Source organism: Xanthobacter luteus (assembly GCF_040049235.1).
Classification (GTDB): domain Bacteria; phylum Pseudomonadota; class Alphaproteobacteria; order Rhizobiales; family Xanthobacteraceae; genus Xanthobacter.
In genome coordinates this window covers 967,117-980,637 of the sequence record NZ_JBDZDO010000001.1, presented here as the reverse complement: position 1 = coordinate 980,637, position 13,521 = coordinate 967,117, and the positions used below count along the sequence as shown (strand labels likewise).

Here is a 13,521-nt window from a genome sequence, read left to right as displayed (position 1 = left end):
AATTTTCACCCGGATATTAAACGCACCATCGCTTCTCAGGTGCGCAGTCAATGTCCGGCCTTCCGTCAAAACCCTGTACGGCCTTCGAAGGCCATCGATTGCTGCTCTCCGGCCCGCTGGTCGAGGTCGCTCTCGCCGTCAAGACTGCGGCCGAAGCCGGGTCGCCGAACGCGATCCTCGTCTTCGACGACACAACCGGCCGCGTCGTCGATCTCGACCTGCGCGGCGGCACGGCCGAGATCATCGAACGACTGTCTCGGCCGCCTCAAACGTTCGTCGGGCGCCATCGACCGCCTGCAAACGAGCCGGCCGAGCCTGCGAAGGACGATGCGGCGAAGGTCGAGGGCACCGAAGTGCGAGGCCGGGGGCGGCCCAAATTGGGGGTCGTCTCCCGCGAGGTGACCCTGCTGCCGAAGCAATGGGAATGGCTTGCCACCCAGCCGGGCGGCGCCTCCGCCGTCTTGCGACGTCTGGTGGACGATGCCCGGCGCAACGGCGGGGAGCGGCAGGCACGGCGGGCGGCGCAGGAGGCCGCCTATCACTTCATGCAGGCGATCGCGGGCGACCTGCCCGGCTATGAAGAAGCGACACGCGCGCTCTTCGCCAACGATCGATCGAGACTGGAACATCGCATCGCCGACTGGCCGCACGACATCCGCGCGCACGCTTTGCGTCTGGCGTTCGGCGCGCCGGCTGCCCCGACCTCGGAGAGCGACCGAAAGGAAACGCCATGACCGCGCCCGCCGACATCGGCCACCTCGAACCGACGCAGAGCGCCGGCCGGCTCTTCGTGCAACGCGGCTTTGATGGTCCCGTCATCATGCTGAACCTGCTGCGGTTTCGGGAGGTCGCCGATTACACCGCCCATCCGGACCTCGCGCCGGCCGCGTCGATCAGCGGGGCGGAAGCCTTCGATCGGTATTTCAGGCACACGCTGCCCTTCTTGCGCGAAAGCGGCGGCGACGTCGTGCTTCTCGGCGCCGGCGGGCCGTTCCTGATCGGGCCTGAGGGCGAGAGATGGGACAGGGCCATGCTGGTGCGCCAGACGAGCGTCGCCGCCTTCCTCGCCTTCGCGCGCCACGGCGCCTATCTGGCGGGCCTCGGCCACCGCACGGCGGCCTTGGCGGACTCGCGCCTGCTTCCCCTCGCCGAATTGCCGTTTCCGACCTGACCCGGAAAGAGCACGCCCATGAATATCGCGAAAGCCAACGGCATAGATCTGACTTGGGATCATTTCGGCCGCGAGGGCGATCCAACGATCCTGTTGATCGCAGGATTGGGGGTTCAGATGATCCGCTGGGCCGTCCCGTTCTGCGAGGAACTGGCGGCACGCGGCTATCATGTGATCCGTTTCGATAACCGCGACGCCGGATGCTCGACGCATTTCAGCCAGCACGCCCCGCCGGACTTTGGCGCGCTGGCTGCCGCGCTCATGGCCGGGCGGCGGCCGGAGGTTCCCTATGCGCTTCATGACATGGCTGCCGACGCGATCGGCCTGCTCGATGCCCGCGCCATCGATCGGGCGCATGTGGTCGGCCTGTCGATGGGCGGCATGATCGCGCAGATCATGGCGAGCGAGCATCCCGAACGGGTCCTGTCCCTCACCTCGATCATGTCGGGCACCGGCAATCCCGCCCTTCCGCAAGCCGAGCCGGACGTCATGGCCATGATGATGCGCCCCGCGCCCGATCCTGTCTCGGACGAGGCCGGATTTCTGGCGCACGGCCTCGCCTTCACGCGCCGCATCGCCGGCCTGGGCCACCCGGTCGACGAGGCGGCGCATCGCCTCCTTGTTCTGGAGGAGGTCGCTCGCGCCTATGATCCGGGCGGCGCCGGACGGCAGATCGCCGCCATGGCCGTGGCCGGCGATCGTCGCGCGCGCCTCGCCACCATCGGCGTGCCGACGCTCGTCATCCATGGCGCCGACGATCCGCTGATCCCTCCGGCCTGCGGCGCGGATACCGCAACCTCGATCCCGGGCGCCGAGTTCATGCTGATCGACGGCATGGGACACCACCTGCCGGCCACGCTGCATGGCACGGTCGCGGATGCCATCGACCGTGTGGCTAAAAGGGCACCGCCGAACATCCGGTGACACCACACGCGGCCCCGCACGTGCTGGCGCGAGAGCGCGGCGGCCTGCTATTTTATCGTCGTTGCTGGACTTTCATTTCAGCTAAATGCCGCGCTGGATGGCCTGCGCGACCGCGCCAACCAAGCGCTCGTCCGGGAAAATCCCCAGATCGTGCAGCGCGCGCAGCCTTGTTTCAAAGTCTGCATAGCTTGACGTCGCTTCGAACTCGCGAGCGAGCGTCTGAAGCTCACCACCGATAGCCTGAATGCGCTCCATCCGAGTCCGGTCCTCCTCCGGACTGGGCGATCCCGGCCCATCCCGCGCCGCCTTGCCGGCGTGTGCCAGGACCCAGCGTGCCACCGCCTCCAGGGCATCGGCGGCGCTGGCGATGAGGCTGTAGCTGGTGCTCCGCCCGCCGGCCGGATCCCGGGCCAGAATGCCCTTGCCGCACAGGTCTTCGATGTCGCGCGCGGCGGTGTCCTGCGAGCACTTGGCGAGCGTGGCATATTTGGACGAGGTCAGCTTGCCTTCGAAGCCGTCAAGCAGGCGGTTGACCACGAGGTGCTGCCTCGGGTTGAGGGCGCTCCTGGCATGAGCCTCCCAGAACCGCGCCTTGCGCAGAACCGTGGCCAGGGCCGCCTCTGCCCCGTGGAAGGCGCGGTCCAGGCATTCCAGAAACCAGGACAGCCACGCCGTGATGTCGAGGTCGCCCTTCTGGGTCCGCTCCAGGGTCTCGTAATAGGTCTTCCGTTCGATCCGGATCTGCGCGGACATGCTGTAGAACCGCTGCGGCGAGCCCTCCGAGCGGGCCAGCACCATGTCGGCGATGGCGCGGGCGACGCGCCCGTTGCCATCCTCGAACGGGTGGATGGTGACGAACCACAGATGGGCCACGGCCGCGACCAGGACGGGGTCGATGCTGCAGGGTGCGTTGAACCACGCGAGGAAGGCCTGCATCTCGGCCGGAAGGCGTTCCGCCCCCGGCGCTTCGAAATGGACATGCTCGCGCCCGATCGGCCCGGAAACGACCTGCATCGGCCCGGATTGAGCCGTACGCCACGCGCCGACGGTGATCTTGGCCATGCCGCTGCGACCTGAGGGAAACAGCGCGGCATGTCGGCCATCTCGTCCGCGAGCCGCAACGCCTCGTCGATATGGATATAACGTCGCGTCGCGTGACGTGCGCCCCATTTTCCTGCCGGTCATAAGTTAGGCCCGGCTGGGTTTTGGTCCTCATGGGACCAGCTTGCGAACATCGACGGGCCTAGGCCGCCGAACCGGCGGCGCTCATTGGCACGCTCCCGCAGGCGCGTGCGGACGGTGGCGTCGCCATCCGCCTCGCGCTGATGCTGGACGCTCGATCGATCCACCCCGATCGGCCTGCAGGCCCGGCGCTCCGAGGAGCCATGATCGTCGATCACACGCTTCGCCGTCGCGAACCGCGCCGCAGGCGAGATCAGTTTTTTCCGAGCAGATCCTTCAGCACCGCATTGTCGAGCATCTGCTCGGCCCCGCAGCTTCTTCAGCCGCCGGTTCTTCTCCTCAAGCGTGCGGAGCCGCGCCGTCTCGGAGGCCGTCATGCCCCCGTACTTTGCTTTCCACTTGTAGAGCGTGGCGTCCGAGATCCCGTGCTTGCGGCACTCGGCGGCGGACTTCATCCCCGCCTCGTGCTCCTTCAGCACCGAGATGATCTGCTCCTCGCTGAAACGGCTGCGCCTGATGGTCCTTCTCCTGATCGAAGGACCCAACTTTTCCGTGGCAGGAACTCAGGGGAGCACGTCCTCGCCTATAGACGATAGACCCTCGCCGCCACGCCGTGAAATACCTCGTCTTCGGCTGCGCCGCCGAATTGCGCGACGGCGCGTCTATGGGCGCCGATCAGGTCCGCATAGCTGGTCCAAATCTTCTCGATCGGAAAATTGGAGCCGAACATCAGGCGCCTGCTGCCGAACAGCTCGACCAGAGTTGCCACGACATAGGCGATGAGATCGCCGTCGTTCCTATGAATGAACGTCCCAAGTCCGGACAATTTCGAGTAGACGTTTGGCAACGCGGCAAGCTTTGTCAAACCCGCGGTCCACGCCGCCGCATCGCGATCGGATCGGTCGGCCAGCATGCCGGCATGGACAAGAACGAACGTCGTTTCCGGATTGTCCCCGATCACACCGGCTGCCGCTTCCATCTGAGAGGGGAAGAGCTGGAGGTCGAAGCTGAGCCCGTAGTCCTTGAGCCAGACGAGGTTTCTGCGGACCCTCTCATCCAGGATGCGATCGGGAGCTTCCGCAAAGCGGAACTCCGGCCGCTCGTGCCAATGCAGCTGCATGCGGACGCCGCGGACGAGGGGATAGCGCATCAACCGGTCGAGCTGGGGCCGCACATCGTCGGCGGTCATGTCCGCATAGGCGACGATGGCGTGGGGCCACCCGCTTTCATTGGCGGTCTGCTGAACCCATGTGACTTCGTCCTCGAAACGCTCCTTCGGCCAGTTGGTCTGGACATAAACCGCCTGCCCCACACCGGCGCCGGCTAGGTCGGCTTGATACTCACCGATGAGGTAATCTCGCCGGATGTCCTCGTAGGGCCCGAAGATGCGCGGCACCATGGGCCCACGGAGCCAGGGCAGATCATCCTGACGCCAGATGTGGAAATGGGAATCGATTACCGGTCGCATTGCTCTCGCTTTCCTTTGTCCCGAGCCACCGCCCCTGGCGTGCCGAGGGCGAGAATGAAGCGCGTCAGGCTGGATATGGACGATCCGTCAATGAGATCGTCGAGGACGGGAAGGATGCCGCGCAACGCGGCCGTCTCGGGCTGAAATTGGGGATCGGCCGCAAGCGGGGTCGCGAGGGACAGCCGGAAGGCCCGCCGGGAAAGCTGGCGGATAGCGCGTTCCATCTCCTCGTGGGAGCCACGCTCCAGCGCATCGGACAGGATGAGGATCGCCGCGCCGCGGGCGAACGCAGCGAAGCGCGGGAAGGCGACAAGCGCGCCGAGGCTCGATCCGATCCGCGTGCCCCCATCCCAGTCCTCGACGCAGTCGGAGACGCGCTCAAAGGCCCGCGCGGGGTTCGCCGGGCGGAGCGCGGCGGTGATCCGCGTCAGGCGGGTTCCGAGCGTGAACACCTCCGCCCGGTCGGCACCTCGGACGATGGCATGGGCAACGTTCAGATAGTCGGCCGTGTGCAGCTTCATCGAGCCGGATATGTCGATAAGCACCAGCAGGTTGCGCTGAACCGGCTTGCGTCGCCTCAGCCGGGGGCAGGGCACGTCGCCGTCAGTCCGAACCAGCGTGCGCAACGAGCGGCGCAGGTCGAGCTGACCCTGCGCGCGGGCGGACACCATCCGGAAGGAGGCGCGAGCCGGCAGTGAACGGCCCAGAAGCCGGCGGAAGCGGGAGAGCGCGCCGCGGTCATCACAATCGCCGTCCCACTGCCGCGCGGAGAGCACCTCGGCCGCCGACGAGAGCGTTCCACCCTTCTCCCGACGAACGTCGCGGGCGCGTTGACCGACGGCGTCGTCCGCTTCTGCCCGCTGCGCCTTCGCGCCCTTGACGCCGTCGTCGGGACCATCGACCTCGCCGTAGAAATGACGCCGAAATAGCAAGGCGAACTCCTCGCCGCGGTCGGGAGAGGGGCCGAAGGTGGCGCGGGCGGCGTCGAAAAGGTGATCCATGGATCGCGGGCCGAGCAGCGCCACCGCCTTCAGGAAGTCAATGACCTGCTCGGACGAGATCGGAAATTCGCTTTGCCGCAGGAGCTGGGCGAACGCCACCAGCGGCGCCGCTGCGCGCGGAAGGCAAGGAGCCGCCATCATGAAAGGGCCGCTTCGACGATGTCCCCAAGCTCCGGGCGGAGGGCTGCAAGGTCCTCCTCGTCCTTGACCAGCATGCCGATCGCGCGGCGGAACGCCTCCGGCCAGGGGCTGCCGCCCTTCTCGAGGACGGTCGCCGCGTTGGCCCACTCGATCGCCTCGGCGATGCCGGGCGGCTTGGCGAGCGGCCGCGCGCGGATGTCCCGTACCGCCCGTGCGACGGCCCGCGCCGTCGCTTCGGCGACGTCCCCGGCCTGCAGCATGATGATCGCCGCCTCGCGGGCTGCGTCGGGATAGTCGATGTAGTGATAGACGCACCGCCGGCGCAGCGCCTCGGCGAGGTCTCGCGTCCGGTTCGATGTCAGGACCACGACCGGGCGCGACGCGGCGCACAGCGTTCCGCGTTCCGGGATCGAGATCTGGAAATCGGAGAGGAATTCGAGCAGCAAGGCCTCGAATTCATGATCTGCGCGATCGATCTCGTCCACCACCAGCACGCTGTCCTGCGGCGCGTTCAGGACCTTGAGCAGAGGGCGGGCGATCAGGAAGCGGTCGTCATAGATGTCCACGTCCCTCTCGCCGGCCTGACGGATGGCGAGGAGCTGGCGCTGGTAGTTCCACTCGTAGAGCGCCTGCGCCGCATCGATGCCCTCGTAGCATTGCAGCCGAACGAGGTCGCGGCCGAGGATCCGCGCGATCGCCTTCGCCGCTTCGGTCTTGCCGACGCCCGGCGCGCCTTCCAGCAGCACCGGCTTGCCGAGCCGCAGGGCCAGGAAGATCACCGTGGCGAGGCTCTGGTCGGCGAGATAGGAGACGCTGGCGAGTTCCGCGGCGATCGACTCGGGCGAGGTGGCCCGCGCGGCAACACCCTCGTCCGGCGCAGCCTCCTGCCTCATGACGCGCCGCCCGGCGACGCGGCCGCCTTTTCCAGCAGCGCCTTGAGGATCCGCTCGGGGGTGATCGGCATGACGTCGATGCGCACGCCGACCGCATCGAAGATGGCATTGGCGATGGCGGGAATCTGCGGGTTCGCGCACATCTCGCCCGGCCCCTTCGCGCCATAGGGGCCATCGGCGGCGGGCCGTTCCAGGACGTATGTCTCCGTATGCGCCAGATCGCCGGGACCGGGCATGAGATATTCGTTGAAGTCGGTGGGGCCATGGTCGCGGGAGGGATAGTAGGGCTCGGTGGTCTCGTAGAGGGCGTGGCTGATGCCCATCCATGAGCCGCCAACCAGTTGCTGCTCCACGATCTTCGGATTGAGCGCGCGGCCCACCTCGAACACATTCTTCACCGCGAGCACGCGCACCTCGCCGGTTTCGTCGTCCACCTCCACATCGGCGACGGTGCAGGCATGGGCGTAGCAGGTCGCGGGCTTCATGGCGCCGGTGGCCGCGTCGGGATAGGAGCGCGGCACCAGGAAGATGCCGCGTCCGGAGATGGAGCGCCCCTGCTTGAAATGGGCGATGAGCGCGGTGTCCATGATCGAGATGGCGCGGGAGGGCGCGCCCTTGACGTGGATGTTGCCCTGGCCGTCAGTGTCTAGGTCATCGGCATTGACCTCCAGCGCCGTCGCCGCGACCTCCAGCATCACCTGCCGCGCCTCCCGGGAAGCGGCGATCACCGCATTGCCGGCGCGGTGGGTGCCGCGCGAGGCGAAGGTGCCCATGCAATGGGGACCCGTGTCGGTGTCCGCCGTATCGACGATCACCCGTTCCGTCGGCACGCCGATGGTCTCGGCGCACAGCTGGGCCATGATATGCTTCAGCCCCTGCCCGAGGTCGACGCTGGACAGGCTCACCATGAAATTGCCGGTAGGGGTCGAATGCACCAGCGCCTGGGTCGGATCGCCGCCCAGGTTCATGCCGGTGGGATAGTTGATCGCGGCCACGCCGCGGCCGTGCCGGAGCGCCATGGTTCAGTCCCTCCTCGTGCGCGACGACAGCTCGAAGAAGCGGTCGGCGATGAGCCAGTTCGCGACCCGCGACGCCTCCTGCATGCACTCGATGAGCGCCGCGCCCTCGGTAGGCTGGCGGTGGGCCTTGAGGTCGCCGTCGCGATAGGCGTTGATGAGCCTGAACTCGATGGGGTCCATGCCGATGAGGCGCGCCAGCTTGTCCATCTGCACCTCCAGCGCGAAGTCGCCGATGGTGACGCCGAACCCCCGCATGGCGGACGACGGCGTGCGGTTGGTGTAGACGCAGAAGGAATCGATGGAGACGTTGGGGATGGTGTAGGGGCCGGGGAAATGGGCGGCGCCCTTCTGCGTGCCGTAGGGCGAGTGCCGGGAATAGGCGCCTGCGTCCACGTAGCAATGGACCTGGCGCGCGACGATGCGCCCGTCCCGCGTCACGCCGTCCTTCAGCACGATCCGTTCGGCAGCCCGCGGCGAGGAGATCTGCATCTCCTCCTCCCGCCCGTAGATGAACGACACCGGGCGGCCCGTGAGCTTGGCACCGAGGATGGCAATGGGCTCGACGATGACGTCGACCTTGCCGCCGAACCCGCCGCCCACCGTTCCGCCCACCATGTGCAGCTTGTGGCCGGGCATCTGCAGGATGATGGAGGCGTTGTCGAGGGTGAAGAACATGGCCTGCGTGTTGGTGTAGCAGGTGAAGCGTTCGTTGCCCTCGGGCACGACGATGCACCCCGTGGTCTCCGTCGGCGCATGCTCGATGGGCGCCGACGCGTAGGTCTGCTCCAGGATGTGGTCGGCCCGGCCGAAGCCGTCCGCGACGTCGCCCAGCCGGACCTTCCGGCTGGCGCCGCTGTCATAGTGATAATAGTTGCCGCCGTGGCGCTCGTTCACGATGGGCGCGCCGGGCGCGAGCGCCGCTTCCATGTCCAGCACCGCCGGCAGGGGCGCGTAGTCGATGCGCACCTTGGCGACGCCCTCGAAGGCTGCCCGCGGCGTCTCGGCGAGAACGGCCACCACCGCCTCCCCCTTCCAGCGGACCTTTTCCTCCGCGAGCACGTGCTCGTCCTCCGGCCCCACCTGGATGAGCGACAGGATCGTGTAGAGGTTGTGCGGCACGTCCTTCGCCGTCAGGATTTTCACCACGCCCGGATGCCGCTCGGCCTCGGACGTGTCGATCGAGCGGATGCGGGCGTGATGATGCGGGCTGCGCACCATCTTGAGGTGGAGCGTGCCGGCGAAGGTGCGGTCGGCGAAGAAGGAGGTGCGCCCCGTCACATGGCCGAAGGCGTCCGAGCGCGGCCTGGATTGACCGATCTCCTTGAGGTCGTCACGCCGCTCGTCGGCGAAATAGGCTTTTCGCAGTTCCATGGCGCGCCTCCTCAGGCCTTGTTGGTGGAGTTGGCCCGCGCGGCGGCAAGCACCGCGCCGATGATCGGCTCATAGCCCGTGCAGCGGCAGACGTTGCCGGAGATCGCCTCGATGACGTCCGCGCGGCTGGGGGCGGGGTTTCGGTCGAGCAGCGCCTTGGAGGCCACGATCATTCCGCCGGTGCAGAACCCGCACTGGGTGGCGAAGCCGTCGGCAAACGCGATCTGCAGCGGGTGCAGCACGCCATCCTTCGCGAGGCCGCCTGCCGTCTCGATGGTGCAACCTTCACAGGTCTCCGCCAGTGTCAGGCAGGCGAGGCGGATCTCGCCGTCGATCAGCACCGAGCAGGCCCCGCACGTGCCCTGCAGGCACCCGCCCTTCGGCGAGAAATCGGCGAGCTTCTCGCGCAGGACATCAAGGAGCGAGGTGCCGCTCTCGACGAACTCCGCCTTCTCGCTGCCGTTCAACGTGAAATGAATGGCGACTTTTGCCACCTTGGTTCTCCCTGTCGCTGTTCTTGGTGCCGGCGTTTCGGACAATCAGGTGTCCGCCAGCAGCAGCCGGCCCAGATGCACCGGCAGGACCGCGCCGCGGTACCAGCCGCTCGCCACCGCATCGGTGATGGGTGCCGTGCCGTTGAGCGCCACCGCGAGGGCGGGGGCGATGCCTTCGGGCGTCCGGGCGCGGCCGATGAGGGCCGCCTCCACCGCGAGCGCCCGCATCGGCCGATCCGCCGCGCACCCCAAGGCGACGCGGGCGAACGAGATGAGTCCATCCCGCGTTTCCAGGACGGCGGCGACCGTCACCACTGAGAGCCCCTTGGGCCGGACACGGCTCGCCTTTGTGAAGCGGAAGGCCTTCGCGGCCGGCACAGCGAAGCTGACCGCCGTCACCACCAACTTGGCGAAGGCGGTCTCGCGCTCCGCCAGGAACGTTCCGATGGGGACGTCACGCCCCAGCTTGTGGCCGCCCAGGTGGACGACCGCATCGAGCGCCAGCAGCGCAACGGCGAAATCGCCATAAGGCGCGCGGGCGAAGAGGTTGCCGCCGACGGTCGCCGCGTTGCGGATCGCTGGTCCGCCGACCAGCCGCGCCGCGGCGCCGAGAAAGCCGAGCTCCGGGTGCCGCACGATCTCGCCCATGGTGACGCCGGCGCCGATCCGCACCATGCCGGCGCGGACCTCGATGGCCCGCAAGGCAGGCGCGGTGAGGCGAACGTAGCGTGTAAGCGCGACGTCGCCCTCGTTGGCCCGGCGCACCAGCAGGGTGCCGCCACCGAAATAGGCTGCGCCGGGAGCGGTCAGGGCCGCTCCCGCGTCTTCGAGGTCGGTGAAGGTCTGAAGTGTCACGCTCACGGCGGCCCCCTCACGCGCTGCGCGAGAAGCGCTGCTTCAGGGCGTTGAACCCGCCCTGGAACACGTTCTCGCCCATGGCGGCGGCGATCTTCTCCGCCTCATCGGCCGGCGCGTCGAACGTCGCCGACCACTCCGCGAACGTGCGATCGCCATCCGTCACCCGCGCGAGCCTGAGCGTCGCCACGTGGTTGGAGATCGGCTGCGGCGTCTCCTCGATGGCATAGCGGAGGGAATGGTCGTGGTCGGACAGCGCCAGCAGCCGCTCGCGCAGCACCGCGCCGCTCGCCAGCGTGAGCCGCCGCACGCAACCGACCCGATCGGCGACAGGACCTGCCTCGATCGCGCTTTCAACCATGCGCGGATGCCAGTCCGGCAGCCCGTTGAAGTCGCGGATGACCTCCCACACCGCCCCGATCGGGGCTTCGATGATGCTTGAAACCGTCACGCTGGCCATATCGCGTCGTCTCCTCCCCGGTTCACAGGTGTAAAGAGACACAGGATCGGCGGGCGCGCTTATCTGCCAGTCTTGAACCCCTGTCTCAGGGTCTGAATAAACGGATCTCGGCGCGAAGCCGGGAGGCGCTCCCGCGGGGACGACAGCGCCTCGGGGCTGTAGGCCGGCTTCCGGCGGATGCGGTCAGAAGATCTGCACCAGCCTGAGCGTGCCCCGGAAGTCCTCGGGAAATCCGCCCGAAGTGTTGTAATCGCGCTGGACATGCGCCAGCACCTGAAACGTCGGGGTGATGAACTTGGAGATTTCGAAGCGGAGCTGATCCTTGTCGGTGGCGTTTCCGGTGGGAATGCCGGAGAGATATTCCGTTCCGCCCCAGTATTTCGACCAGCCCACCGCCGCCGACCACGTCGGCGCGAAGGCGTAGGAAAGCCACGCCTGGAACTGATAGGAATTGTCCTGGGTGAGCGTCTGGTCGCCGTCGCCGGCCTGCGAATTGGCGCCATACCAGATGACGTCCGCCGCGAGTTCCAGCGCGAACCCGTTGCCGAGACCTTGGTAGTAGCCGGCCTGGAGGTCAAGCTTCCAGCGGTTCTCGCCCATGTTGAGCGCCTGATCCGCGCTATACTGGCCAAGCGGCGCGAAGATGAATGCCGCCACCGCGAAATAACTCTCGGTCGCCTTGTTGTTCACGAGCCAAAGTGCCGGGGAGAAGATGGGGTCGCCGAACCCGGCGGTGGAGCCAAGGTTCACCCCGCCGATCTTGCCATTGTACAGCGTGCCCACCGGCACGATGGTCTGGACCACGCCGGTGAACCCGGCCACCTCGAAGAAATGCACGTAGCGCAGAAGATTGACGTAGGAGTCCAAGCTCGTCTGGTTGCCGGTCGCGGCTCCCGAAGTGCTCACATACTCGCTGCGCGTCGCGTATTGGGCATAATAGGCGAACAGATTGGTTCCCGGTGCCGCCGGTAGGTAATCCGCCGAGTTCACGTCTACCGCATGGCATGGCGTTGCTTGGAGCAGGGCCATGCTGGCCAGCAGGGTGCAATAAAGATTCGGTCGCGCAGATGAGGCGCTCGTTGCTCTACGCCGGCGGGCGGATTTCACATTGGGTTTTGTTGTAATAATCATCTTTCCCTCCCGATTGAGTTGTTTTGTTCTGGACTGGCTTGGAGGCGCTGCCCGCTTGATGCGCTGGATCGGTCCCGGCGGGCCGGACGACGTTGGCGCGCCGTCGCGTTCCCGGCGGCGCGAAGCGCCAGGTCAATGCTCACTGCAGTGGTGAGTTTCGCTGCGTGATCGTTCAGGAGCGCCGAGACAAAGCGGCCGTGCGGACATCTCGCATCCGCCGCATGGTGGCGCCGAAGCGGGCCTCCTCGGCGAAGGACATGGATCAGCTAAACGTCCGCGAGCTCGGCGGCGCCGTCATCTCTTCCATCAATCCGGCTTGATTTTGCGAGCGGCCACGCCTTCGTGGCGGACCCGCGGCGGCGCAGGATGCGTGCTTACGCGCCGTCCATGGCTGAAGCTTTGGCGATCGACGACGCAATTGTATTCGCCGTCAGTTTCTCCTCTGTTCTGTTCATTTTTATTTATACTGCGATTATTTCCGAAATTCTCGTTGAGCATCATATTCCCGTTATCGTCCCGTATGCTTAAATGAGCAGATGGGAGACAATCGCTGCCGGGAGCAAAACGCGACGACGAGACGCTGCCGCTATTGCCGGTGCTGGCTGGCCGAGCGATAGGCCGTCGGCGTCACGCCAACGTGGTCGCGGAAAAAGCGGGAAAAGTTGCTCTGCTGGGTGAAGCCCACGTGATGCGCGATGAAGGTGAGGGGTTCGCCCGATTGCAGCAGGCGAACGCTTTCCTCGATCCGCAGCGTATTGAGATAGATGTTGGGCGTCAGCTTGGTCTGGGATTTGAAGACCGCGAAGAAATGCGGACGCGACATGCCCACGGACCGCGCCACGTCGTCGAAGGACGGGCGCGCGCCCACCGCGTCCTTCATCATCGCGATCGCCTTGCGGATGCGGAAGTCGCGTGCCCGCCCGTCCCATGTGGCGGCACCCTGCGCCGCCTTGCTGGGCCGGCACAGGCTGTCCGCAAACCGCTCGATCTCATAGGCGGAAAGGTCGGCGGGATCCTCGCCGCCCTCGAGCAGCTGACTGATCCGCACGGCGGTCGCCCGCTGCTCGGCGCCCAGCGGAAGATGCGGACCGTCAAATGCGAACGCTCCGCCCGGCCTCCTCGCCCGCAGCCAGTCGTCGTCCAGGTAGAAGACCAGGAACAGGCCCGGCTCGCCCGCGGGCGGAAAGGCATGGCTGTGGGGCTCCAGGGGGTTGATGGCGATCGCCGTGTCCGGACCGACGCAGGCCCTGCGGCCGCCGACCGTCATCTCTCCCGGCGCCCCGCCGAGCCAGATGATGATGTGCGCCTCGCGGTGGGCGTGGGTCACGAAATCGCGTCTCACACTGATGAGCGATATCCGTCCGAATGTGCCGCGGAGCACCTTGATGGGCTCTCTCATGATCTCCTCCCG

Annotated in this window: 17 protein-coding genes; 4 read left to right on the top strand and 13 right to left on the bottom strand. The window is 66.9% G+C overall.

The features are described 5' to 3' along the window. The first annotated feature begins 50 nt into the window (after nucleotides 1-50). The 3 genes from ABLE88_RS04725 to ABLE88_RS04715 are packed head-to-tail and all read left to right on the top strand — an operon-like array spanning nucleotide 51 to nucleotide 2,095. Nucleotides 51-734: a DUF2239 family protein gene (locus ABLE88_RS04725; protein ID WP_348830301.1), complete on the top strand. Its 684-nt coding sequence runs from the start codon at nucleotides 51-53 to the stop codon at nucleotides 732-734. Further along, complete coding sequence (locus ABLE88_RS04720; protein ID WP_348830300.1) at nucleotides 731-1,171, top strand: DUF1330 domain-containing protein; 441 nt, start codon at nucleotides 731-733, stop codon at nucleotides 1,169-1,171. Before ABLE88_RS04725 ends, ABLE88_RS04720 begins: the two co-directional genes overlap by 4 nt. 18 nt (nucleotides 1,172-1,189) lie before the next feature. Next, on the top strand, nucleotides 1,190-2,095 hold the full coding sequence (locus ABLE88_RS04715; protein ID WP_348830299.1) for an alpha/beta fold hydrolase: 906 nt from the start codon (nucleotides 1,190-1,192) through the stop codon (nucleotides 2,093-2,095). 81 nt (nucleotides 2,096-2,176) lie between these two features. Here the strand turns inward: ABLE88_RS04715 and ABLE88_RS04710 are convergent, their stop codons facing one another. The 11 genes from ABLE88_RS04710 to ABLE88_RS04660 form a co-directional block, all read right to left on the bottom strand. Next, the gene (locus ABLE88_RS04710; RefSeq protein WP_348830298.1) at nucleotides 2,177-3,157 is read right to left on the bottom strand and encodes a Fic family protein; all 981 of its coding nucleotides are present in this window, start codon (nucleotides 3,155-3,157) and stop codon (nucleotides 2,177-2,179) included. A 119-nt stretch (nucleotides 3,158-3,276) separates the two neighbouring features. Then, nucleotides 3,277-3,822 (bottom strand): transposase, encoded by a 546-nt coding sequence (locus ABLE88_RS04705; protein WP_348830297.1) that lies wholly within the window; start codon nucleotides 3,820-3,822, stop codon nucleotides 3,277-3,279. Nucleotides 3,823-3,860: 38 nt separating this feature from the next. Then, a complete protein-coding gene (locus tag ABLE88_RS04700; RefSeq protein ID WP_348830296.1) occupies nucleotides 3,861-4,745 on the bottom strand; it encodes an amidohydrolase family protein in 885 nt (294 codons plus the stop codon). Then, a complete protein-coding gene (locus tag ABLE88_RS04695) occupies nucleotides 4,733-5,845 on the bottom strand; it encodes a VWA domain-containing protein (protein WP_348830295.1) in 1,113 nt (370 codons plus the stop codon). The genes ABLE88_RS04700 and ABLE88_RS04695 overlap by 13 nt, the downstream gene beginning before the upstream one ends. A gap of 38 nt (nucleotides 5,846-5,883) precedes the next feature. After that, nucleotides 5,884-6,780, bottom strand: a complete 897-nt coding sequence (locus ABLE88_RS04690) for an AAA family ATPase (protein ID WP_348830294.1) — start codon at nucleotides 6,778-6,780, stop codon at nucleotides 5,884-5,886. Beyond that, nucleotides 6,777-7,799, bottom strand: a complete 1,023-nt coding sequence (locus ABLE88_RS04685) for a xanthine dehydrogenase family protein molybdopterin-binding subunit (protein WP_348830293.1) — start codon at nucleotides 7,797-7,799, stop codon at nucleotides 6,777-6,779. The genes ABLE88_RS04690 and ABLE88_RS04685 overlap by 4 nt, the downstream gene beginning before the upstream one ends. 3 nt (nucleotides 7,800-7,802) lie before the next feature. Next, on the bottom strand, nucleotides 7,803-9,170 hold the full coding sequence (locus tag ABLE88_RS04680; RefSeq protein WP_348830292.1) for a xanthine dehydrogenase family protein molybdopterin-binding subunit: 1,368 nt from the start codon (nucleotides 9,168-9,170) through the stop codon (nucleotides 7,803-7,805). A gap of 11 nt (nucleotides 9,171-9,181) precedes the next feature. Continuing rightward, a complete protein-coding gene (locus tag ABLE88_RS04675) occupies nucleotides 9,182-9,664 on the bottom strand; it encodes a (2Fe-2S)-binding protein (protein WP_348830291.1) in 483 nt (160 codons plus the stop codon). A gap of 45 nt (nucleotides 9,665-9,709) precedes the next feature. Next, a complete protein-coding gene (locus ABLE88_RS04670) occupies nucleotides 9,710-10,525 on the bottom strand; it encodes an FAD binding domain-containing protein (RefSeq protein WP_348830290.1) in 816 nt (271 codons plus the stop codon). Nucleotides 10,526-10,535: 10 nt separating this feature from the next. Continuing rightward, entirely contained in the window at nucleotides 10,536-10,979 is a 444-nt protein-coding gene (locus ABLE88_RS04665) for an SRPBCC family protein (protein ID WP_348830289.1), read from the bottom strand. Between the two features lie 183 nt (nucleotides 10,980-11,162). Beyond that, nucleotides 11,163-11,969: a transporter gene (locus tag ABLE88_RS04660; RefSeq protein WP_348830288.1), complete on the bottom strand. Its 807-nt coding sequence runs from the start codon at nucleotides 11,967-11,969 to the stop codon at nucleotides 11,163-11,165. A gap of 305 nt (nucleotides 11,970-12,274) precedes the next feature. Here ABLE88_RS04660 and ABLE88_RS04655 point away from each other — a divergent pair, with 305 nt between their 5' ends. Further along, entirely contained in the window at nucleotides 12,275-12,430 is a 156-nt protein-coding gene (locus ABLE88_RS04655) for a hypothetical protein (RefSeq protein WP_348830287.1), read from the top strand. On the opposite strand, the gene ABLE88_RS04650 is transcribed toward ABLE88_RS04655, so the two are convergent. Both ABLE88_RS04650 and ABLE88_RS04645 read right to left on the bottom strand, forming a co-directional pair. Further along, nucleotides 12,417-12,611 (bottom strand): hypothetical protein, encoded by a 195-nt coding sequence (locus ABLE88_RS04650; RefSeq protein WP_348830286.1) that lies wholly within the window; start codon nucleotides 12,609-12,611, stop codon nucleotides 12,417-12,419. The two genes, ABLE88_RS04655 and ABLE88_RS04650, sit on opposite strands and share 14 nt — an antisense overlap. Nucleotides 12,612-12,696: 85 nt before the next feature. Next, complete coding sequence (locus ABLE88_RS04645) at nucleotides 12,697-13,509, bottom strand: helix-turn-helix transcriptional regulator (protein WP_348830285.1); 813 nt, start codon at nucleotides 13,507-13,509, stop codon at nucleotides 12,697-12,699. Nucleotides 13,510-13,521: the final 12 nt, after the last annotated feature.

Coding starts and splice junctions, on each gene's coding strand:
- ABLE88_RS04725 (WP_348830301.1), top strand. CDS start 51: ATGTCCGGCCTTCCGTCAAAACCCTGTACGGCCTTCGAAGGCCATCGA.
- ABLE88_RS04720 (WP_348830300.1), top strand. CDS start 731: ATGACCGCGCCCGCCGACATCGGCCACCTCGAACCGACGCAGAGCGCC.
- ABLE88_RS04715 (WP_348830299.1), top strand. CDS start 1,190: ATGAATATCGCGAAAGCCAACGGCATAGATCTGACTTGGGATCATTTC.
- ABLE88_RS04710 (WP_348830298.1), bottom strand. CDS start 3,157: ATGGCCAAGATCACCGTCGGCGCGTGGCGTACGGCTCAATCCGGGCCG.
- ABLE88_RS04700 (WP_348830296.1), bottom strand. CDS start 4,745: ATGCGACCGGTAATCGATTCCCATTTCCACATCTGGCGTCAGGATGAT.
- ABLE88_RS04690 (WP_348830294.1), bottom strand. CDS start 6,780: ATGAGGCAGGAGGCTGCGCCGGACGAGGGTGTTGCCGCGCGGGCCACC.
- ABLE88_RS04685 (WP_348830293.1), bottom strand. CDS start 7,799: ATGGCGCTCCGGCACGGCCGCGGCGTGGCCGCGATCAACTATCCCACC.
- ABLE88_RS04680 (WP_348830292.1), bottom strand. CDS start 9,170: ATGGAACTGCGAAAAGCCTATTTCGCCGACGAGCGGCGTGACGACCTC.
- ABLE88_RS04665 (WP_348830289.1), bottom strand. CDS start 10,979: ATGGCCAGCGTGACGGTTTCAAGCATCATCGAAGCCCCGATCGGGGCG.
- ABLE88_RS04650 (WP_348830286.1), bottom strand. CDS start 12,611: ATGATGCTCAACGAGAATTTCGGAAATAATCGCAGTATAAATAAAAAT.
- ABLE88_RS04645 (WP_348830285.1), bottom strand. CDS start 13,509: ATGAGAGAGCCCATCAAGGTGCTCCGCGGCACATTCGGACGGATATCG.